The organism is Aureibaculum marinum (assembly GCF_003813905.1).
Lineage (GTDB): Bacteria > Bacteroidota > Bacteroidia > Flavobacteriales > Flavobacteriaceae > Aureibaculum > Aureibaculum marinum.
On record NZ_RPFJ01000002.1, the window covers coordinates 30,744 to 51,849 of the forward strand.

Here is a 21,106-nt window from a genome sequence, read left to right on the forward strand (position 1 = left end):
ATAAAAAATATTATATTGTTATTCTTTCTCAAAATATTCCATAACTGACTGACTAACACCCATGTTAGAAAAACCACCATCATGAAATAAATTTTGTAGTGTTACTTTCCTTGTTAAGTCTGAAAACAAAGAAATAGTATAGTCTGCACAATCTTGTGCTGTGGCATTACCTAAAGGCGACATCTTATCGGCATATGCGATAAAACCATCAAAACCTTTTACGCCTTTTCCTGCAGTGGTTGGAGTTGGTGATTGTGATATTGTATTTACCCTTACTTTTTTATCTGTTCCAAAAAAGTAACCAAAACTTCTAGCTATTGATTCCAAATAAGCTTTATTATCTGCCATATCGTTGTAGTCTGGAAAAACACGTTGTGCAGCCATATAGGTTAACGCAACAATAGAGCCCCACTCATTCATTGCATCTTGTTTGTACAAAACACTCATTACTTTATGAAAGGATACCGCAGAAACATCCCATCCTTTTGTGGTAAAATCATAATTAGATTCTGTATAATGGATCTTTTTTCTAACATTTACTGACATACCAATAGAATGTAAAACAAAATCAAGCTTACCTCCCAAAATTTCAATTGATTTTTTTACTAAATTTTCTAAATCTTCTATGGAGGTAGCGTCGGCAGGTATTATTTCAGCCCCTGTCTTTTCGGCTAACTTATTAATCTGTCCCATTCGCATTGCAATAGGTGCATTGGTTAAGACAAATTTAGCACCTTCTTCATACGCTCTTTCTGCTGTTTTCCATGCAATAGAATTTTCATCTAAGGCACCAAAAATAATTCCTCTCTTTCCTTTCAATAAGTTATACATAATTTTATTTAGTTTTTCAATTAAACTGCAAAATTAAGGGTTTATTTCAACATTTAAGAATGTATTGCTGAAATTATTGATCTAAGAGTTGTTTTGCGTGTACAATTGCAGTTTCCGCAATATCTTTACCACTTAACATTTCTGCTAATTCTTGTATTCTTTCTTCTTTTGACAACTGTTTTATATTAGTAACTGTTTGTTTATTATTATCAGTTTTAAATACTTTAAAATGATAATTACCTTTTGCGGCTATTTGAGGTAAATGTGTAATAGCAATAACTTGCATATGATTGCTCATAGAAGCCATAACTTTAGCAATTCTGTTTGAAACTTCACCTGAAACACCTGTATCAATTTCATCAAAAATTATTGTTGGCAAACTAGAATAATTACACAAAACAGATTTTACTGCTAACATTATTCTAGACATTTCACCACCTGAAGCAATTTTCTTTAACGTTTCGTAACTACTGCCTTTATTAGTAGAAATTAAGAACTCAAGTTCATCTTTTCCATTACTAAAAAACTCTTGTTTTTTTGAAAGATTAATTTTAAAGCTAGTATTAGACATTTCTAAGTCCTTTAGTAAACTTTCCAACTGCTGTATCAATAATGGAATTGCTTTCTTTCTACTAGTATGTAAAATAGTTGAACTTGTATTTAACTGCTTTTCAACCTCTAATATTTCAGCTTTTTTTTGTTTTATAATTTCATCAGCATTTTCAACAGCACTAACTTTTACTTCTAGAATTTGTTTTTTCTCTAATAACTCTGGTATAGTAAATACTTGATGCTTTTTTTGTAAATCATATAGCAATTGAAGTCTATCATTATATTTCTCTATTTCTAGCGGACTATATTCTATTTCGTCATTACTATTGTGAAGCTCTTTCGTAATATCATCAAAATCAATCTTTAAACTGGTAATTCTATCAGACAGATTTTCATAAGTTTTACCATATTTACTCAACTTGTTTATTATGTTAACATACTTTACCAAAGCATCATTTAACCCAACTTCTTCTAAATCGACTAACTGCTGAACTTCTATTAATAATAGTTTTATTTCTTCAACATGACTAAGTTTTTCTAAAGTTTCTTCTAAAAACTCTTGTTCTCCTTCTTTAAAATCAGCTTCGACCAATTCATTCAACAAAAAAGAATTATAATCATATTGATTTTGTGCTTCAGCTTGTCGTTTTATAATTTCGTCTAACTCTTTATTTAACTTTTTATAAATTTTCAATCCTTTTTTATAGGACAATAAAGTTTTTGAATTATCTGCCAATGCATCAATAATTAGAAATTGAAAATCATTATCTGCCAATTGCAACGTTTGATGCTGAGAATGTACATCAATTAATTTATCACTTAAATTGGTTAATATGGAAAGTGTTGTTGGCGTATCATTAATAAAAGCACGTGATTTTCCACTGGGTAAAATTTCACGTCTAATTATTGTTCGAGGTTCAAAATCTAAATCGTGTAAATCAAAAAAAGATTGTAAGTTAAATTTGTCAATTAAAAACTCACCTTCTATAATGCATTTTTCATTTTTATCTTTTAAACTTGACAAATCTGCACGTTTACCTAAAACAAGCCCTAAGGCTCCTAAAAGAATAGATTTTCCGGCACCAGTTTCACCAGTAATTATAGAAAATTTATCTTGAAAATTTACTTCCAAATAATCAATTAATGCATAATTTTTTATGGATAATGATGCTAACATCTTATTCTATTTGAGTTTTTAACTAAATCTATTTTTTCTTGTTCAAAGGTATAACACATTGACAATTTATCTTATATCTTCTTTTTTTAACCGTGTAAAACGCTGCCCAAAATTAAACCTTTTTTATTGAAATAATAGCGAAAAAACATTAACTAATATACTTAAATTAAGACTTTAATTTTCCAATAGAACCATTTTGTGTAGGTATTAATTCATAAATATTTGATGGTGACAATCCTTTTTCTATGGTATGAGAAACATAAATTATTGTAATATCAGTTTTATTTATTAAGGTATTTATTAATTGGATAACTAAATCTGAATTTTCTTGATCAAGCCCCTCAATGGGTTCGTCAAGTATTAACAGTGGAGGTTGCTTTACCAACGCTCTAATTATTAAAATTAACCTTTGTTGTCCTAAGTTTAATCTATTAAAGTAAAAGTTTTTAAACTCACTCATTTTAATTATTCGAAGCCATTCATTAACTTTTTGTTTTTGCAAGTCTGAAGCTTCTTGATATAAACCTATAGAGTCGTAAAAACCAGATAAAATCATTTGCTCTACGGTATGATTTCTTTTGAAGAGCTCGGTTAAATTGGTAGAAAAATAACCTATTCTTTTCTTTAAATCCCAAATGCTTTCTCCACTCCCTTTTTTATGACCAAATATATATATGTTTTGCCCATAAGCTTTAGGGTTATCTCCGGTAATTAATGATAAAATGGTACTTTTACCAGAACCATTTGGACCTATCAATTGCCAAAATTCACCCTTTGACACGCTCCAATTAACATCTTTTACTATTACAGTATCATTATAACTTACAGAGACATTATTTAGCTCAACAACACTTTTATAATCATTATTAAAAGCTAACAAAGAGTTAGGAATATCTGCTTTAAATATTTTTTGAGAAGTTTCAATTATTTTTGGAACCTCAGTAAGTTTAAAGTTATTATCTTTAATAAACCACCTGTTTTTTATAAATGGTAAAAAACTTTCTTTACGGTTAACTAGTTCTATAATAGAAATTGTTTTAGATAGCTCTGTCAATCTCTTTAACAAATCTTTTCGTGACTGATAATCTAGATGGTCAAGAGGATTATCAAAAATAATGTAATCAGGATTTTGAGCTAAACAATATTCTAAATAAGCTTTACGCCGTTCTCCAGATGAGAATGTATTTAATTGTCTTTTTTCTGCCTTAGTTATCTCAATTGTATGATGTTTATGTTCTTCTTCTAAAAAATCTGCTATAGCTAAATCAGAAAACAATACTCCTTTAACATTATTAAAAACATTGAGTTTCCCAGTTATTTTTCCTGAGAAAAGCCTATGTATTAATTCCTCTTTATCTACTTTATTACTTAATAGTATTGCGAAGTGCGATATTGGTTTCAATGTTTAAATTTTCTAATATTAGTTGCGAATTAGATAAATAGATTAAAAAGTTTACCAGTTCATTTCTAAAATTCACATAGATGCTTTAAAAATATCCATTCCTACGGAAAGTGTATTGAAATGAGTTAAAAATAAATGCTAAAGTAGAAAGAACATATATAGACTTTTCTCCTCGAAAATAGTTAATCGATTTTAGTTTTACAAGGTTGGAAGTTAGACCTTTATTTTATCCCACTTATCGCTATAAGTAGGGTATATTTTTAATAAAGTTTCTTTTAATTCAACTGCATTAATTCTTGGACCAGCAGAGAATATATCTATAATTTCGTCCGATTTAGTGTCCATAAAAACTCTTAATAAAAAAGCATTTGGACGCGTATTATAAATAGCATTTAAATTAAGTATCGCTTTACTAATAATGGTTTTAGCTTCAGTCTTATTTTCACTCATTAAGTCTAACCCCTTTAAATGATAGGTATACATAGTTGATCTAAAATCCTTATATGTCGGTGATAGTAAATTCTCATTTAATTGATATCTTGTATTATTACCATCTATTCTATTCCAACCAGAAAAGCCACCTTGTTGAGCTAAATTAACTACTTTCTCAGCTTTTTTATGATACTCTTCACCTCCATTAAGTTCAAATGTATCAGCGTCAATACCCAGTATTGTGTATACGTAAAACGTGAGAACGGATACCAAATTAGATTCAAAACTATTTTCATTATAAATTAAGTTTTGAAACTCTGTATAATTGAATGAAAAATTATTATCTATATAATTAAAAATAGGACTTTGATATGTTGAGTTATATACTGGTCTTGAGGCTACTATAGAAATATTTCCTTTAAACTCATTTGCTGAAGGTTGTTCTAAAATAGTTAGGGTAATAGCACAATTTATACGTTCGTGAGGTTTATAACTTTTATTAGTCCATTTGGTATTATTTATATAATCTGAGATGGAAGATTGGAGCGTACTATAAACTTGTTTATTACTACTTTGTACCTGTTCTGAATTAACAATAACGAGAGCATTTAACTCTTGCCCTCTTATTTGAAAAGTAGCAAACACCAATAAAACTAAAACTAATTTATGCATTATACTTCTTAAGGATTTCATTAAAAATATCTTTAGCTACCGCTGTTTTTGACTTTGTTTGAAACTCTAAACAATTTAAGCTGGTATCAATTAGGGTAACTTTATTGGTTTCTTTCTTAAAACCTGCTCCTTTATCTTGTAATGAATTTAACACTATTAAGTCTAAATTTTTACGTTTCAATTTACCTTTCGCATTTTCCAACTCATTAGATGTTTCTAAGGCAAACCCAACTAAAAACTGATTTTTTTTAACTTTTCCTAATGAAGCTAAAATATCTTTAGTTGGCATTAATTTTATAGATAATTCAACATCTTTTTTCTTTAGTTTATCAGTAAAAACTTCGCTCGGCTTAAAATCAGCTACTGCAGCAGAAGATATGGCTATATCGCATGTTGTATAATGTTCATGTACGGCATTGTACATTTCTTCTGCCGAAACAACATCTATTCTTTTTATTAACGAATTTTTTACATTTTCATTGGATGGCCCTGAAATTAAAATAACATTTGCTCCTAAAATTGCAGCCTCTTTTGCCAACTCAAATCCCATTTTACCAGAAGAATGATTACCTATAAACCGAACTGGGTCTATGGCCTCATACGTTGGTCCTGCAGTTATTAGTACTTTTTTATTCCGTAATGGCAATCCAGAAATAATATCATTCTCAATAAAGTTGACAATATTTTCTGGTTCTGCCATTCTACCTTCACCTTCTAGCCCACTTGCCAATTCACCACTTTCAGCAGGAATCATAACATTATTAAAACTTTCTAGTTTTTGTATATTTTCTTTTGTGGAAGTGTGTTTGTACATGTCTAAATCCATTGCTGGAGCAAAATAGACTTTACATTTTGACGATAAATAAACGGCTAGTAGCAAATTATCACAAATACCATTAGCCATTTTTGATAAGGTATTTGCGGTTGCTGGTGCAATTACCATAAAATCTGCCCAGAGGCCTAAATCAACATGATTATTCCACAACTCATTTTCATTCTCATCTTCTTTGTCGTAGAAAGTTGAATAAACAGGATTTTTGGAAAGTGTGGAAAGTGTAAGTGGAGTAACAAAATCTTTAGAAGCAGGAGTCATTACAACTTTAACATGAGCTCCTGCTTTTATAAAAAGTCTAACTAAGTAGGTGGTTTTATAAGCAGCAATTCCTGCGGTTACCCCCAAAAGAATATTTTTACCGCTTAAAACCGACATTATTTCTTAGAATCAGTTACGTCAGGATTTCTATAATAAATTTCTCCATTTAACCATTCTTCTACAGCTATTGCAGTAGGTTTAGGTAATTTTTCATAAAAACGAGAAACTTCAATTTGTTCTTTATTTTCAAAAACTTCTTCTAAGCTATCATTATGTGTAGCAAATTCTTCTAACTTATCAATAAGTTCTTTTTTAAGGTCTTCATTAATTTGATTTGCTCTTTTCGCCATAATTGAAATAGACTCATAAATATTATGAGTAGGTTCTTCAATTTTTGTTCTATCATAAGTAATTGTAGTGATAGGTGCTTCAGAATTTTTATAATCCATTATCTATATATTTAGCGTAAATTTCTTTAGTTTCTTTTAACTCTTTATTTAATTCTTCTAATTTAGAATCAAAATCTTTCAACTTTTCTGATTCAGGAAAGTTTTTCTTTAATCTATCATAAGCAGCAATTGCATTTTCAAGACGGGCTTGTTTTTTTGTTATTGTACTTTTCATACCTAACTCATAAGCCGATAAAAATTTATAAGCTAAGGCATCTTCTTTAAAAACGGTACCAAAATTATCTTCAATAAAGATATCAAATGCCATAATTGCCGCTTGATATTTTTCTGTGATATAATATTGCTTTGCTATATCAAATGATTTTTTTTCTAATCTTGTAGCCAACTCATCGTAATATTTATTAGCTACTTCCACCTTATCAGATTCTGGAAATTTATCTATAAAATTTTGAAGAGCTGTTAATGCTTTATGAGTATTGGTTTGATCTCTACTAGATTTTGGTGAATTCATATAATAGCTTTGTGCCGCCAAAAAAGTAGCATCTTCAATTTTTGAACTTTCTGGGTAATTTCCAATAAATCGTTCAAAATAATAAGCTGCTAAATCATAATTTTTTGTATTAAAATTAGCTTCACCTACCATATATTGAATCCGTTCCATTTGTGGTTTAGAACCATATTTAGGAATTACTTTTTCAAATAAGTTAATAGATTTATTATACTTACCTTCATCAAAAAGTTGGGTCGCCATTTTATACTGCTCTTCAGTAGTCCCTTTATTTAATACCTTTTGGTATTCACTACAAGCAGAAAATGCTAAACCAATTATCACTAATAAACCAAGTTGCTTTATTCTAAACATTTTGCAAAAGTACTTATTTAAAACTAATTAATAAAAACTATTTTTTAATCGCTCAATATTGAACACTATATTATACAGAAAGCAAATGTAAAATTTGTTCTATTAATGTTAGCGATATGTTTACTAAAACTTTGTTAATAGTCTAAATAAGTGCTATTCAGGCTGTATTTGAACAGAGGATTGAACGGTTAGTTGTTTTATATCATTATCAAATAAATATAAACCACCTTTATCATCTCCAATAAGATTAATTTTATCGAGAATAGTTCTTGCCATAGCTTCTTCTTCTATTTGCTCTGCGACATACCATTGTAAAAAGTTATGAGTCGCATAATCTTTAACTTGCAAACTAATATGAACTAACTCATTGATACTTTCTGAAACATGAACTTCATGTTTAAACAATGTTTCAAACATTTCTTTAATAGAACCAAATTCAGTTGGAGGTGCTGGCAATTTAGATACTTTTGCATGACCTCCTCTTTCATTAATATATTTTACTAGTTTTAGCATATGAGTTCTTTCTTCATCAGACTGTGAATACATAAATTCCGCAACACCTTCTAATCCTTTTACTTCGGCCCAAGATGCCATTGCTAAATATATTTGAGACGATTCTGCTTCAATTGTGATTTGACCATTTAAGGCATTTTCTACTTCTTTAATCAACATTCTATTTATTTTTTTCAATTAATAAGAATCTATAAAGTTACTTATTTTTTCTTGCAACTCAAAACTCGCTTCCACTAAAGGTAATCTAACATATTGCTCACAAATACCACGTTTATTTAAAAAAGCTTTTATACCAGTTGGATTCCCTTCTTCAAAAATATACTCAATGCTGTCCATCAATTTAAAATGAATGGCTGAAGCCTCTTTTGTTTTACCATCTAATGCTAATTTTATCATTTTAGAAAAATCACTTGGAATTCCTTGACCTATAACAGAAATAACCCCTGCCCCACCAGTTAATACCATAGGTAAAGCTACCATATCATCTCCAGAAAGTACTAGAAAATTTTCAGGTTTATTTTGTAACAACTTTAATGCCTGAGTCATACAGCCTGTTGCTTCTTTAACCCCTATTATATTGGAACAGTCCGAAGCCAATCTAATTACCGTTTCTGGCAACATATTTGCACCTGTTCTGCTAGGTACATTGTATATTATTAACGGTTTAGGACTCACCTCCGCTATTGCTTTAAAATGCTGATATATACCTTCTTGAGAGGGTTTATTATAATAAGGCGAAACAGATAAAATAGCATCGAAAGCCGACAAGTCTGCTTGTTTTATTTCTTCAATTACCGAATGAGTATCATTACCTCCAATACCAATTACAAGAGGCAACCTGCCTTTATTTACATCTACAACAGTAGTTATTACTTGTTGTTTTTCTTGTTTAGATAAAGTAGCGGCTTCACCAGTTGTACCCATAACCACTAAATAATCAATACCGTTATCTATTTGAAAATTAACGAGTCTTTCTAATGCTTCAAAATCTACCGATTTATCTGCCTTAAAGGGAGTTACTAAAGCAACACCTGTACCATAAAATTGCGTCATCCTATTAAATTAAAAATCTGTAAATACTTTGCCAATTCATCGTTAAAAACATCAATTTTATTTCCTTCTACAGCTATGGTAAAGTCATACAAATTTTGCAATTCCTCATTAGCAAAACTTACTTTAAATTTTGCATTAGATCGCATCGTTAATATGTTTGTATAAATACTATTATGACTACAATAATTAATTAATAAATCATATTCAGTATTAACAAAATCTATAACATTAGATGCCTTGGGTTTACCATACATACCTAAATCTTTTTCTGAAAAGGTATTATAATGCTGTGTCACAAAATCATCTTTCAGGTTTTCGAAAATGATAATTTCTAAACTTTTATGAGGCATATTTAACTTTTGACTCAAGTTTCTAGAAATATCATAGCCACCAAATAAACGAGAATCAGCTAAAATTCCAATAGTTTCAATTTTCTCAGGAATATTATCGTTTGTACTTTTTAATTTTTTTAATGTTTTTTGATAATAATGATTGGCTGTTTTCTTTTTTAAACCTGTAAAGTTCATTAGTTTTTAACAATTGTAAGGTAAAATTAATAATTCGGCTTGTAATCTAATGGTAATGTATTTAAATTAAACGAAAAGTTTATATACGTTAGTATTTAAACATTAAAAAAACAGTCTATTATTTATTTTAATAATAGATAAGCATAAAATAACAATGACATTAATACACCTTTATTTTAATCCAATTACTAGATTAAATACTTTTATAAATAAGGTTCAAAATCAAGTGTACAGAATTCGCTTAAAGTATTTCACCTGATTCTTTTAACTTTTCAGCATTTTCAGCAAGTTTTAATTCTTCAATTATTTTATGAATGTCTCCATTAATAATATTATTAAGGTCATACAAGGTTAAGCCAATTCTATGTTCAGTAACACGTCCTTGAGGATAATTGTAAGTTCTAATTTTTGCTGATCTATCACCACTAGAAACCATACTTTTACGTTTAGCAGAATCTTCCGCTTGTTTTTTTGCCAATTCTGCTTCATACAATCTTGAGCGTAATACTTTTATTGCCTTTTCCAGGTTTTTATGTTGCGATTTTTGATCTTGACATTTCGCTTCTATACCTGTAGGAATGTGTTTTAACTGTATTGCTGAATATGTTGTATTCACACTTTGCCCACCTGGTCCTGTAGATGTAGTTCTAATTATCTTTACATCTTTCATATCTAATTCCACATCAAACTCTTCAGCTTCTGGAAGTACCATAACTGTTGCTGCAGAAGTATGCACCCTGCCTTGAGTTTCAGTCTGAGGCACACGTTGTACACGATGCACACCTGCCTCAAATTTTAAATCACCATAAACATCATCACCTGAAACACTAAAAATAACCTCTTTAAATCCTCCTGACGTTCCTTCACTAACATCTACCAATTCCGTTTTCCATCCTTTATCTGAACAATATTTTGTATACATTCTATAAAGGTCTCCTGCAAAAATACTAGCTTCATCTCCTCCTGTACCGGCTCTAATTTCAACCATTACATCCTTAGCATCCTCAGGATCTTTAGGAATTAGCATATATTTTATTTCTGATTCTAATTTTTCTAGCTTTTCTGAAGCTTCTTCTAATTGAATTTCTGCTAACTCTACCATTTCAGCATCTGAGCCATCGTCTATCATTTCTTTAGCTTCCTCTATTCTACTCAGTACAATTTTATATTCCTCACCTTTATCAACAATAGTTTTAAGGTCTTTATATTCTTTATTGAGTTTTACATACCGCTTCTGATCTGTTATAATATCTGGTTGGATAATTAAATCAGAAACTTCATCAAATCGTTGTTTTACAATATTTAATCTTTCTAACATCTACTTAATTTTATGAGGTCAAATCTAATCAATTTTTACGATTTATTTTAATTAGCTAAAAAATCTAACATTGTTTATTTAGAACACCTCTAAATTATTATTTTTAATACAATAAGTAATAAATATTACAGTTTGAAAATAATAAATTAATTAATTTTACAACTGGAATTTAAAAATAAAAATTATGAAAAAATTATCGATTCTATTTATCGCTCTAGCTCTAGTTTTTACAAGTTGTGGTGATAAAAAGAAAGAAGATGTTAAAAAGGATGTTGAAACCGTAACTAAAGAAGTGGTAGAAGAAACTTCTGACAGTGCTCCAGAGACAACTTCTGATAGTGGCGATTTAATAGCAATGGGTAAAAAACTATTTACAGATAAAACTTGTACTACGTGCCACGCTATAGATACTAAAGTTATTGGTCCGTCAATTCAAGATATGATTAAAATTTACGATGAAAATGATGCTAGCATTGTCGATTTTTTAACTGGAAAAAGTGATCCTATTGTTGATACTGACCCTGGTCAAGTTGCGATAATGAAAGCTAACATAGATGGATTTGTAAAAGATTTAAAACCTGAAGAATTAAAAGCTCTTGAAGCTTATATGCATGATGCAGCTAAATAGAGTTTATTTAAATGCTTAAAAAAATGAAAGGCTACCTAAAAAAAGGTAGCCTTTTTTTATTTTAATCAATTACCTTTGCCGAATGGCAAGAAAAAATAAAAATAAAATTTTTGAAGATATTGAAGTTATCGATGCGGGAGCAAAAGGCAAATCTGTTGCCAAAGCACCAGATGGCCGGGTAATTTTCCTTTCTAATGCTATTCCAGGCGATATTGTTGATGTACAAACTTTTAAAAAACGAAAGGCCTATTACGAAGGCAAAGCTATCAACTTCAAAAACTATTCTGACAAAAGAGCAACACCTGTGTGCCAGCATTTTGAACATTGCGGTGGCTGTAAGTGGCAACATATGAAATATGACAATCAGCTCTTTTTTAAAGAAAAAGAAGTTCTAAATAATCTGAAACGAATAGGACATCTTGAGGTGCCTGAAATCATTCCTATTTTAGGTGCAAAAAATCAATATTTTTATAGAAACAAAATGGAATTCTCTTTTTCTAATAGCCGATGGTTGACTTTAGAGGAAATTAATTCTGACTTAGAAATTGAGAATAAAAATGCCTTAGGATTCCATATAGCAGGCATGTGGGATAAAATATTAGATATAGAAAAATGTTATTTACAAGAAGATCCTTCAAATGCAATTAGAAATTCTATTAAGCAATTTGCTATTGACAATAATTTGACATTTTTTAACCCAAGAGAACAAAATGGGTTATTACGTACCATGATGATTCGCATTTCTTCTAATGGAGAAATTATGTTAGTTATTCAGTTTTTTGATGATAATAAAGAAAAACGTGAACTGTTATTAGATTTTATTTCAACTAAATTTCCTGAAATTACTTCATTGCAATACATTGTAAATCAGAAAGCAAATGATACAATTTACGATCAAGAAATAGTTTGCTATAAAGGTAGTGACCATATTTTCGAAGAAATGGAAGGTCTAAAATTTAAGATTAATGCTAAATCATTTTATCAGACCAATTCTGTACAAGCTTATGAACTCTATAAAATAGCACGAAATTTTGCCAATCTTTCTGGAAACGAAATTGTTTATGACCTTTATACAGGTACAGGAACTATAGCTCAATTTATTTCTAAACAAGCTAAAAAGGTTGTAGGTATAGAGAGTGTCCCTGAAGCTATTGCCGATGCCAAAGAAAATGCAAAAAATAATAACATTTCAAATACCGATTTTTTTGTAGGAGATATGGCTAAGGTTTTTACTGACAATTTTATTACGGAAAATGGAAAACCAGATGTTATTATTACAGATCCGCCTAGAGATGGTATGCACAAAAATGTAGTGGCTCAACTTTTAAAAATTGAAGCGGATAAAATTGTATATGTAAGTTGTAATTCTGCTACTCAAGCTAGAGATTTAGCCCTATTGGATGAAAAATACAAACTAATTAAAACACAAGCTGTAGATATGTTTCCGCAAACACATCACGTGGAAAATGTAGTTCTTTTAGAATTAAAACGATAAAAAAAAGATGCTCGCTTTCACGAGCATCTTTTTTTATACTTTTTTAAAACTTCCTTTGAGTAATTTACCTCAATTAGTCTAACAACTCAGTAACATCAAATCGCTTAGAATAGTCTGGATCGTAATGTACAAATTCTATTTTACCTGTTTTGTCTATAATATATGTTGCTGGTACAGGTAATACATTATTATTTTCGATATTATACTCAGCTAATTTTTTTTGGGTAGCACTGAAATAATTTGGAACACTTTTTTCATTAACTTCAAATGCAACTTTATAATTATTCATTATTGAATTATCCACATCATGTAAAATAGAAAAAGTGCTGCCTAATTTTTTAGTGGTTTCCTTTGTTTTTTCAACTTTTTCTGGAGTTACCACAACTATAGCATATCCTTTCTCTGTTAAAGCATCTAAGTTTTCTTCTAATGTTTTTAAATGTTTTCTACAATGAGGACACCAATTTCCTCTATAAAAAATAAGGATAATTTTGTTGTCCTTTAAAAGATCGGTAGAATTAATTTTGTTGTCAAATTGATCAACTCCAGTAATTATCGGAGCGTCATCACCTATTTCTAAATGCTCAGAATTAATTTGAGCAAAGGTGTTCATTGAAACTAATAATGTAAGTACTATTGTAATTTTTTTCATATGTAAGTTTATATTTCTATAATAGACGTAAAAGAAAATAAGACTTACAAAAAAAATAATTTATTCATCCATATCTACCAATTGCCTTCCTAATTCTGCTAAAAAAGGAATGCCAATTGTTTCCGTTTCATAAACACCATCATTATAAATACTATTTTTATTGGTATGAACGGTTGCAGTAATTATATACTCTTTATTAGTTTTATTATTTTTTATATAAGCACAATCGGTTAAGTAACCGTATGCATATCCTATTTTATTATAAATTTTAATATAATCAGGTATAGGTTCTTTATCGTCTCCAAACACTAAAAACTTCACATAACTATCATAATATTCATCACTATTATAACCTGCTTTTCTAGGAGAAATATTCATCATTTCCATCAAAAATGTCCTATCACTTTCTGTTAAATGAAACTGCTTATGTTTAGGATATATGTCAGGAAAAATCAACTGCTTCATTATATTATGTAATGAAGTTAGCGGCAAATAGTTTTTTAAAGAAAAGTCCATTGGCTCATTAATTAACTCACCTTCATCCATATAGCCTTTCCCTTTTTTTAACTTATTAATTGTTAATTTTTGCAAAGAGTTATTTACTATAGGCTGTGTAGGCGTTGTAGTACTATCATTTATATAAAATATTAATGATTTTGTAGTCAATTCATCAGAATTTGGTGTTGATAATCTATGAGAAATACGAGCTTTTATCCCTTTACTTTTAAGGCGATTATTAATTTCATTTTGCCCTAAATATTCAAATAATCGATTACTGGACTGATTATCACTTACCGCAAATATTTTTTTAATCTCTGATGCAAAAGTTGTAGTTAAAGAGTCACCTTCTACAAAAAAATTAGTAGTTCTATCAAAACGATTATCCTCATTAAGTTTTTCTAAAGCTAAAATTGCAATGGGAAATTTTACTGTACTTGCAGGATAAAAATAATTACTATCATTAACCTGAAATTGATAATCTTTAAATGTAGGCTCTTTTGAAATACCTTTGCTTACTTCTGTAAATAAAATTTGGACTTCATGTTGTTCTAAGCTATCCATGACCCTTCTTATTTTGTCATTTTTAGAACTTAGAGCTTTGTCAAGTGGATTTAATGGAGCCTGCGAACAGGATACGCTAAACACAAATACTAACAATAGCAAAAATCTCATAGGGAGTAAGGCTTTCTGTAAATATACAAATTAAAAAAAGATGTAAATAACAGATTATCTATTATAATGGTAAAATTCACAATACTATTGGAATAGTTTAAAATTTAAAGAAAATTATACAACACGCCAAACATAAAATTACCTTTTGGCATTGGAACCAACCCTTGTTCTATATATTCTGTGTTAAAAATATTATTGGCATTTGCAGTAATTTCTAATTTATTGAATTTTACTCTAACTTTTGCATCAACTAAATTATAAGTTTCTCCATTTGTTCTTTCTACAAATCTAAAACTTAAACTTTGATCTAAATAAGGTAAAAACTGAGTATGTATACTTGATGTAAGTTGATGTTTTAAACTATTAAGACCATACCTAGTAAAAGCAACATCAACTTGTTTTATATCATCATCAATAAAATTATAACCAAGTTTTGCATATTGATTATAACTACCTATTTTGAATTTATAATTTATTGAAGTTTCAAAACCTTTGGTATTGACCTTGCTAAAATTTTGAGCTTTCCATTTATCAGCTTCATTTTCTTTGGTATAATCAATTAAATTATCAGAAGATCTATTAAAAAAGGCAAGATTAAATTGGAGTTTTGTAGTTGTATACTTAAATCCTATTTCTTCTGACAAAGCAGACTCTGGTTCTAAATTTGCATTACCTTCCGTTCCTGGATCAGAATAGTACAAATCTGTAAAGGTAGGTATTCTATAAGTATACCCTATATTTCCATAAACTTTAATGTAATCTGATAGTGAAAAACCAACATCTAATCCTGGAAATAACTGAGCATCAAAATCAGAAAAATACGTAAATGCAAGACCAGGTGTTACATCCAATTTATTACCTATTTGAATGCGATGTTCTAAAAAAGATGTAAGCATTAACCTGTTGTGGTTACCTAAATTATTACTCGATAAAAATACTTTATTTAAATCTAATCCAAAACCTGTTTTTCCTAGTTTTGAGGTCAGTTCAAAATTTGTTTCAGCTGCAATTTTATTTGAAATATGCAAATTTCTAAAAAAACTAGGATCAAAACGTTTTAACAAAAACATATCTTGATTTCTACGCCAATAAATTCTTGGTTTTATAATTAAATTTTTAGTGTAGTATTTTGTTGATATAGCAAATAAACTTGTCTGTGTTTCTTCATATTCTTTCCAATCAGGATTTGATGTGTAAAAATTTTCTGCACCAAATTTTCGTTCACTTAAAGAAACTAAGAAGTTGTAATTTTTTATATTAGACTTTAAAAATACGGAAGTGTTATCAAAATCAGAATTGACTCTATATCCGTCAGACTTTTGTTTTTGAGCATGGATTTGTACACCTCCATTTTCAAATACTTTTGCATAGCCTGCTGATATTTTCAAATTTTCGTAAGAGCCATAGCTTGCTGATGCTATTAAAGCATCTGACTTTATTTTTTTTGTTACAATATTTATTGCTCCAGCAAATGCATTTTGCCCAAAAACTCTAGCTGCAGGCCCTTTAATAACTTCAATACGTTCTATATTATCTAAAGACACCATTGCATTCATGGTATGATGCCCTGTTTGAGCATCGTCCATTTTTATACCATCAATTAAAATAAGTGTTTGATCAAAACTACCACCTCTAATGTACAAATCAGATTGTGTACCATCTACACCTCGTTGTCTTATATCAATTCCCGCAATTTGTTGTAAAACATCAACAATAGTAGTTGCTGTTGAATTTTTAATTTCTTTTGCTGTAATAAGATTTAAAGTTCTTGAAGTTTTAAAATATGGTATTGATATTCTATTTGTAGAAACGATTACCTCTTTTAGTTGTACAGTATCGTTTTGTGCTGTACTTAAAGCACTTATAAAGTACAAAAACACTAGTAAGGGGACTGTTTTTTTTAAAAACATTCTTTCTTTTTTTTGTTGCGGCAAATATAGACAATTATGATTACCAACATTAAACCTTTACCTTCTAATTAGAGTACTACATTCTTCTATTAGGTAATAAAGGAGGTGGCTCTCCTGTAAAAGGATTCCACCTACTAATACTTTTAGCTTCCATACCACTTGCACTAATAACAGCACGCTCTCCATAACGTTCTCGCATTTTATCTATAGCAACACTTAAATTTATCAATTTCTCATCATCTTCAAACAAATTAATTTGATGTCCTCCTTCAACCAAATGGCTAAATTTAACCCCTATTAATCGTACTAACAACCTTCTGTTGTACAACTTTTTAAACAAATCTAAAACTACAGGTAAAATAGAACTATCTAAAGAACTATATGGAATCCTTTTCTGTTGTGTATACGTTTGAAAATCTGAATACCGAATTTTAAAGGTTACACAAGCCGTTAATTTATGACCGCGTCTCAATTGATATGCTAAATTTTCGGTCATGGCAACAATAATACTTCTTAGTTTTTGAATATCTGTTGTATCTCTATCAAAGGTACGTTCTGTAGATATAGATTTTCGCTCTTGGTATTGCACTACTGGACTGTTATCAATTCCATTCGCTTTTTTCCAAATACTTAATCCATTCTTACCCAAAACCTTATACATAAGTTGCATGGGCATTTCTTGAACATTTACAATACGCTTAATTCCTAAATCACATAAAGATTTGTAAGTTACTTCTCCCACCATTGGTATTTTTCGAACGGATAATGGGGCTAAAAAAGACTTTTCATTTCCTTTTGAAACCTGAATTTGATTATTAGGTTTTGCTTCTCCAGTAGCTACTTTTGATACTGTTTTATTTATTGACATTCCAAAGGAAATAGGCAAACCGGTTTCTTTAATAATACGTTGCCTTAATTCACTAGCCAATTGATGGCATCCAAAAAATTTATCCATTCCGGTAAGGTCAATATAAAATTCGTCAATAGAACTTTTTTCATAAAGTGGTACAGTTTCTTTAATAACCTCTGTTACATTTTGGGAAAACTTAGTGTAAATTCCTGAATTCCCTCTTAGTATTATTGCTTCGGGACATATTTTTTTTGCCATACGCATAGGCATTGCTGAGTGGACACCAAATTTTCTTGCTTCATAACTACAAGACGCTACAACACCTCTATCTGAAGTACCTCCTATTAATACAGGTTTTCCCTCTAGTCTACTATCTAATAAACGTTCACAAGACACAAAAAAAGTATCTAAATCCATATGCACAATAGCTCTATTTTTTTGCATCACATTTTAATTAATTTTGGTTTATCTGAGTATCTAGGATCTTCAATAATAGCCAATCTATGCATAGAAATAACTTCAATATTAATACAGTCAAATTCTTCTAATACTTTTCCTGTTATAGCATAAATACCCTTTCCTCTGAAAGGATATTTTGCTGCTATAGGAGGAAAATGAACCGTATCAATAAAATCTCCATCCCTATCTAAAAATGTACCAAAATACATAGCTTTTCCATTAGAAGTTCTTGTCTTTTTTACTGTAATTAAATACCCTTCAATAGCTACTATTTTATTTTTATAAAATGGTAAATGTTTAGCTCTTGAATTATTATATTGAGGTTTTATCAATAATTTAAAAGGATTACATAGTGGAAATCCTAATAATTCAAGTTGATCAAAAGCATTTTCTAACTCTGTACTTTTTAATTCTGGAGTTTTATAAGAAATATACTCCGTTTTAAATAAAGTAATAATCTTTTCTTGCAATGACTCTTTCTTTATTTTTAAATGAGCCTGCCATAGTAATTCACGTTTATTAATTTTTGTAAATCGAAAAGCATTAATTTTTATTAAAATAGAAATTTGATCTATGGAGATAAACACACGGTCTATAAAATTGTCTAAACTTTTAAATATCCCATTTTTTTCTCGCTCTACAAGAATTTTTTTTATTGTATTAGATTCCAAATCTCGTAAAAACCCAAAACCTAAATAAATTGTTTTACCTATTACAATTGTTTTATTTTTACTGGTATTAATACACGGAGCTTCAACAATGGCACCGTGCATTCTGGCTTCATGGATATACAATTCTACACTATAAAAACCACCACCATTATTTAAGGTAGCTACCATATATTCAATAGGATAATAGGCTTTTAAAAACAAGCTTTGATAGCTTTCTACAGCATATGAAGCAGAATGTCCTTTAGCAAAAGCATACCCCGCAAAACTTTCTATTTGTCGCCAGATTTCAGCTACCAAAGTGGCTGGTTTACCACTAGCTTTACAATTGTTAAAAAATTGTTGCTTTACTTTTAAAAATTCGTCTCTAGAACGGAATTTACCTGACATTCCTCTTCTTAACATATCTGATTCACCTAAACTTAACTTCCCAAAATAATGAGCTACTTTAATGACATCTTCCTGATAAACCATAACTCCATAGGTTTCTGGCATAATATCTAATAAAACAGGGTGTGCATCTTTTCTTCGTTCTGGATTTCTATATCGCAAAATATATTCTCGCATCATCCCTGATTTTGCCACTCCTGGTCGTATTACAGAACTTGCAGCAACCAATCCTAAATAATTATCTACCTGTAACTTTTTCAATAACATCCTCATTGCAGGAGACTCTACATAAAAACAACCAATAGCTTTTGCATTTTTAAGTAAGTATTTTATACGTTGATCTTCTTTAAAGCGTTTTATATCGTGAATATCAATAGCTTCTTTTTCGGGATGATTGTGCTTTACAATTTCGACGGCATCCTTAATTTTACCTAATCCTCGCTGGCTTAAAATATCAAATTTATACAAGCCGATATCTTCGGCAACTACCATATCAAACTGTGTAGTGGCAAATCCTTTAGGAGGAAAAAAAGTAGCCCCATAATAATGAATTGGTTTTTCAGAAATTAAAATACCACCTGCATGTATACCTAAATAATTAGGAAATCCTTGAATGTATTTACTGTAGGTAATTACCAATTGCGAAAGCCTATCTAACCTATTGAAATTAAATTCACCTATAGTTAACACATCTATTTCCGATTTTGGCAGACCAAAAACTTTTCCCAGCTCTCGGACAGAAGCCTTGAATTTAAAAGTATTATAAACAGCAATAAGAGCTGTATTTTTAAATCGTTTAAAAATAAACTCCGTAATATCATCTCGGTCTGTCCAAGAAAAATCAATATCAAAATCAGGTGGATTTTTACGATAAAGATTAATAAATCGTTCAAAATACAAATCCAATTCTACAGGATCAACATCCGTAATTCTTAAAAGATAAGCTACAATACTATTGGCTCCACTGCCACGACCTACATAAAAATAACCTTTACTTCGAGCATATTTTAAAATTTTCCAATTGATTAAAAAATAAGAAACAAATCCTTTTTGTTTAATTATATTCAATTCCTTTTCAATTCTTTTATAAACCGCTTTATTTGGATTTTTATAACGATACTCTAATCCTTGATAAGTGAGTTTTTCTAACAAACGATAATCTAAATTTTCATTATTAGTATACGTTCTTTGATTATTAGGAACTTTGTGAGAAAAATCAAAATCAATAGTACAATTACCTAAGAGTTTCTGGGTATTTTCAATTAATTCTGGATAATCAGCATAGATTGTTTTTAATGTATCTGCAGATAAAATTTGATCTGTTTCACAACCTTGCTCACTTAAAGGGAGCTTACTTAACAAAGTATTATTATCTATAGCCCTTAATAAACGATGAGTATTAAATGCCTTTTTATTTTGAAAAGAAACTGTATGTAATATTACTAATTTTTCACGTTTATGTGTCCTCTCTAAAAATTTTAAAGAATTTAAATCTTTAGGCTTAACACCTAAATATTCATTCTTTTTCAACTTATAATTTTTAGCTTTTTCAAAAGGATAAATAACAAAGCTATCTTTAATAAACTTAGCGTATTTGGGAATTTTAAGAGCTTTATCATGTAAAAAAGTAGAGAGGTAAGTATTAATCTGTTGATAGCCTTTATTATTTTTTGCTAACATTATAAATTCTTGCTGTGCTCCATTTCTAAAATCTACTCCAAGTACAGGTTTAATATTATATTCTGATGACAAACGAACAAAACTTAAGCAAGCAGAGGTAGTATTAATATCCGTTAAAGCAATTGTCTGTAAATTATTTGCATTAGCTAAAGCAAGTAAATCTTTAGGACTAATAGTACCATATCTAAGGCTATAATATGTATGACAATTAATATACACAATCAGAAATTATTTTTGACAAATTTAACTACAATTAGAAGTTTTTATTGCTTATATTTGTAGCAAAAGTTAAATTAACACTATAAATACGATAAGAGATTAGAGGGCAAAAAAGAACAATACCGATACACGCAGTATTT

At 29.5% G+C, this 21,106-nt stretch carries 18 protein-coding genes; 2 read left to right on the top strand and 16 right to left on the bottom strand.

What is annotated here, in order from left to right; all coding sequences use genetic code 11:
• Positions 1-18 precede the first annotated feature (18 nt).
• From EGM88_RS00955 to prfA, 11 genes are all read right to left on the bottom strand, one after another.
• The gene (locus EGM88_RS00955; protein WP_203229415.1) at positions 19-834 is read right to left on the bottom strand and encodes an enoyl-ACP reductase FabI; all 816 of its coding nucleotides are present in this window, start codon (positions 832-834) and stop codon (positions 19-21) included.
• A 70-nt stretch (positions 835-904) separates the two neighbouring features.
• Positions 905-2,560, bottom strand: a complete 1,656-nt coding sequence (gene recN / locus EGM88_RS00960) for a DNA repair protein RecN (RefSeq protein ID WP_123896012.1) — start codon at positions 2,558-2,560, stop codon at positions 905-907.
• A gap of 166 nt (positions 2,561-2,726) precedes the next feature.
• Entirely contained in the window at positions 2,727-3,962 is a 1,236-nt protein-coding gene (locus EGM88_RS00965; RefSeq protein WP_238988334.1) for an ATP-binding cassette domain-containing protein, read from the bottom strand.
• A 213-nt stretch (positions 3,963-4,175) separates the two neighbouring features.
• The gene (gene porD / locus EGM88_RS00970; RefSeq protein WP_123896013.1) at positions 4,176-5,087 is read right to left on the bottom strand and encodes a type IX secretion system protein PorD; all 912 of its coding nucleotides are present in this window, start codon (positions 5,085-5,087) and stop codon (positions 4,176-4,178) included.
• Positions 5,059-6,276 carry a bifunctional phosphopantothenoylcysteine decarboxylase/phosphopantothenate--cysteine ligase CoaBC gene (coaBC, locus tag EGM88_RS00975; RefSeq protein WP_123896014.1) on the bottom strand — a complete coding sequence of 406 codons (1,218 nt, stop codon included), beginning with the start codon at positions 6,274-6,276 and terminating at the stop codon, positions 5,059-5,061. Before coaBC ends, porD begins: the two co-directional genes overlap by 29 nt.
• Positions 6,276-6,608, bottom strand: coding sequence for a DNA-directed RNA polymerase subunit omega (locus EGM88_RS00980; RefSeq protein WP_123896015.1), 333 nt, complete (start codon positions 6,606-6,608; stop codon positions 6,276-6,278). The genes coaBC and EGM88_RS00980 overlap by 1 nt, the downstream gene beginning before the upstream one ends.
• On the bottom strand, positions 6,598-7,431 hold the full coding sequence (locus tag EGM88_RS00985) for an outer membrane protein assembly factor BamD (protein ID WP_123896016.1): 834 nt from the start codon (positions 7,429-7,431) through the stop codon (positions 6,598-6,600). Before EGM88_RS00985 ends, EGM88_RS00980 begins: the two co-directional genes overlap by 11 nt.
• A 153-nt stretch (positions 7,432-7,584) precedes the next feature.
• Complete coding sequence (locus EGM88_RS00990; protein ID WP_123896481.1) at positions 7,585-8,103, bottom strand: ferritin; 519 nt, start codon at positions 8,101-8,103, stop codon at positions 7,585-7,587.
• A gap of 18 nt (positions 8,104-8,121) precedes the next feature.
• Positions 8,122-8,997 (bottom strand): 4-hydroxy-tetrahydrodipicolinate synthase, encoded by an 876-nt coding sequence (gene dapA, locus EGM88_RS00995; RefSeq protein WP_123896017.1) that lies wholly within the window; start codon positions 8,995-8,997, stop codon positions 8,122-8,124.
• Entirely contained in the window at positions 8,994-9,524 is a 531-nt protein-coding gene (locus EGM88_RS01000; protein ID WP_123896018.1) for a DUF6913 domain-containing protein, read from the bottom strand. Before EGM88_RS01000 ends, dapA begins: the two co-directional genes overlap by 4 nt.
• A 241-nt stretch (positions 9,525-9,765) precedes the next feature.
• Entirely contained in the window at positions 9,766-10,842 is a 1,077-nt protein-coding gene (gene prfA / locus EGM88_RS01005; RefSeq protein WP_123896019.1) for a peptide chain release factor 1, read from the bottom strand.
• 184 nt (positions 10,843-11,026) lie between these two features.
• On the opposite strand from prfA, the gene EGM88_RS01010 reads away from it, so the two are divergent.
• A complete protein-coding gene (locus EGM88_RS01010; protein WP_123896020.1) occupies positions 11,027-11,470 on the top strand; it encodes a c-type cytochrome in 444 nt (147 codons plus the stop codon).
• A gap of 82 nt (positions 11,471-11,552) precedes the next feature.
• On the top strand, positions 11,553-12,965 hold the full coding sequence (rlmD, locus tag EGM88_RS01015; protein WP_123896021.1) for a 23S rRNA (uracil(1939)-C(5))-methyltransferase RlmD: 1,413 nt from the start codon (positions 11,553-11,555) through the stop codon (positions 12,963-12,965).
• A 73-nt stretch (positions 12,966-13,038) separates the two neighbouring features.
• Here the strand turns inward: rlmD and EGM88_RS01020 are convergent, their stop codons facing one another.
• The 5 genes from EGM88_RS01020 to EGM88_RS01040 all read right to left on the bottom strand — a co-directional run bounded on the left by EGM88_RS01020 (position 13,039) and on the right by EGM88_RS01040 (position 20,966).
• A complete protein-coding gene (locus EGM88_RS01020) occupies positions 13,039-13,617 on the bottom strand; it encodes a peroxiredoxin-like family protein (protein WP_123896022.1) in 579 nt (192 codons plus the stop codon).
• Between the two features lie 60 nt (positions 13,618-13,677).
• Positions 13,678-14,790, bottom strand: a complete 1,113-nt coding sequence (locus EGM88_RS01025; RefSeq protein ID WP_123896023.1) for a serine hydrolase — start codon at positions 14,788-14,790, stop codon at positions 13,678-13,680.
• 104 nt (positions 14,791-14,894) lie between these two features.
• Positions 14,895-16,700 (bottom strand): TonB-dependent receptor, encoded by a 1,806-nt coding sequence (locus tag EGM88_RS01030; RefSeq protein WP_123896024.1) that lies wholly within the window; start codon positions 16,698-16,700, stop codon positions 14,895-14,897.
• A 76-nt stretch (positions 16,701-16,776) separates the two neighbouring features.
• A complete protein-coding gene (gene dinB, locus EGM88_RS01035; RefSeq protein ID WP_123896025.1) occupies positions 16,777-17,994 on the bottom strand; it encodes a DNA polymerase IV in 1,218 nt (405 codons plus the stop codon).
• On the bottom strand, positions 17,994-20,966 hold the full coding sequence (locus tag EGM88_RS01040) for a DNA polymerase III subunit alpha (RefSeq protein ID WP_123896026.1): 2,973 nt from the start codon (positions 20,964-20,966) through the stop codon (positions 17,994-17,996). The genes dinB and EGM88_RS01040 overlap by 1 nt, the downstream gene beginning before the upstream one ends.
• Between the last annotated feature and the right edge of the window lie 140 nt (positions 20,967-21,106).

What these genes read in the sequence shown, in the direction of transcription:
- recN (WP_123896012.1), bottom strand. Translation starts at nt 2,560, where the DNA reads ATGTTAGCATCATTATCCATAAAAAATTATGCATTAATTGATTATTTG.
- porD (WP_123896013.1), bottom strand. Translation starts at nt 5,087, where the DNA reads ATGAAATCCTTAAGAAGTATAATGCATAAATTAGTTTTAGTTTTATTG.
- coaBC (WP_123896014.1), bottom strand. Translation starts at nt 6,276, where the DNA reads ATGTCGGTTTTAAGCGGTAAAAATATTCTTTTGGGGGTAACCGCAGGA.
- EGM88_RS00980 (WP_123896015.1), bottom strand. Translation starts at nt 6,608, where the DNA reads ATGGATTATAAAAATTCTGAAGCACCTATCACTACAATTACTTATGAT.
- EGM88_RS00985 (WP_123896016.1), bottom strand. Translation starts at nt 7,431, where the DNA reads ATGTTTAGAATAAAGCAACTTGGTTTATTAGTGATAATTGGTTTAGCA.
- EGM88_RS00990 (WP_123896481.1), bottom strand. Translation starts at nt 8,103, where the DNA reads ATGTTGATTAAAGAAGTAGAAAATGCCTTAAATGGTCAAATCACAATT.
- dapA (WP_123896017.1), bottom strand. Translation starts at nt 8,997, where the DNA reads ATGACGCAATTTTATGGTACAGGTGTTGCTTTAGTAACTCCCTTTAAG.
- EGM88_RS01000 (WP_123896018.1), bottom strand. Translation starts at nt 9,524, where the DNA reads ATGAACTTTACAGGTTTAAAAAAGAAAACAGCCAATCATTATTATCAA.
- prfA (WP_123896019.1), bottom strand. Translation starts at nt 10,842, where the DNA reads ATGTTAGAAAGATTAAATATTGTAAAACAACGATTTGATGAAGTTTCT.
- EGM88_RS01010 (WP_123896020.1), top strand. Translation starts at nt 11,027, where the DNA reads ATGAAAAAATTATCGATTCTATTTATCGCTCTAGCTCTAGTTTTTACA.
- rlmD (WP_123896021.1), top strand. Translation starts at nt 11,553, where the DNA reads ATGGCAAGAAAAAATAAAAATAAAATTTTTGAAGATATTGAAGTTATC.
- EGM88_RS01020 (WP_123896022.1), bottom strand. Translation starts at nt 13,617, where the DNA reads ATGAAAAAAATTACAATAGTACTTACATTATTAGTTTCAATGAACACC.
- EGM88_RS01025 (WP_123896023.1), bottom strand. Translation starts at nt 14,790, where the DNA reads ATGAGATTTTTGCTATTGTTAGTATTTGTGTTTAGCGTATCCTGTTCG.
- EGM88_RS01030 (WP_123896024.1), bottom strand. Translation starts at nt 16,700, where the DNA reads ATGTTTTTAAAAAAAACAGTCCCCTTACTAGTGTTTTTGTACTTTATA.
- dinB (WP_123896025.1), bottom strand. Translation starts at nt 17,994, where the DNA reads ATGCAAAAAAATAGAGCTATTGTGCATATGGATTTAGATACTTTTTTT.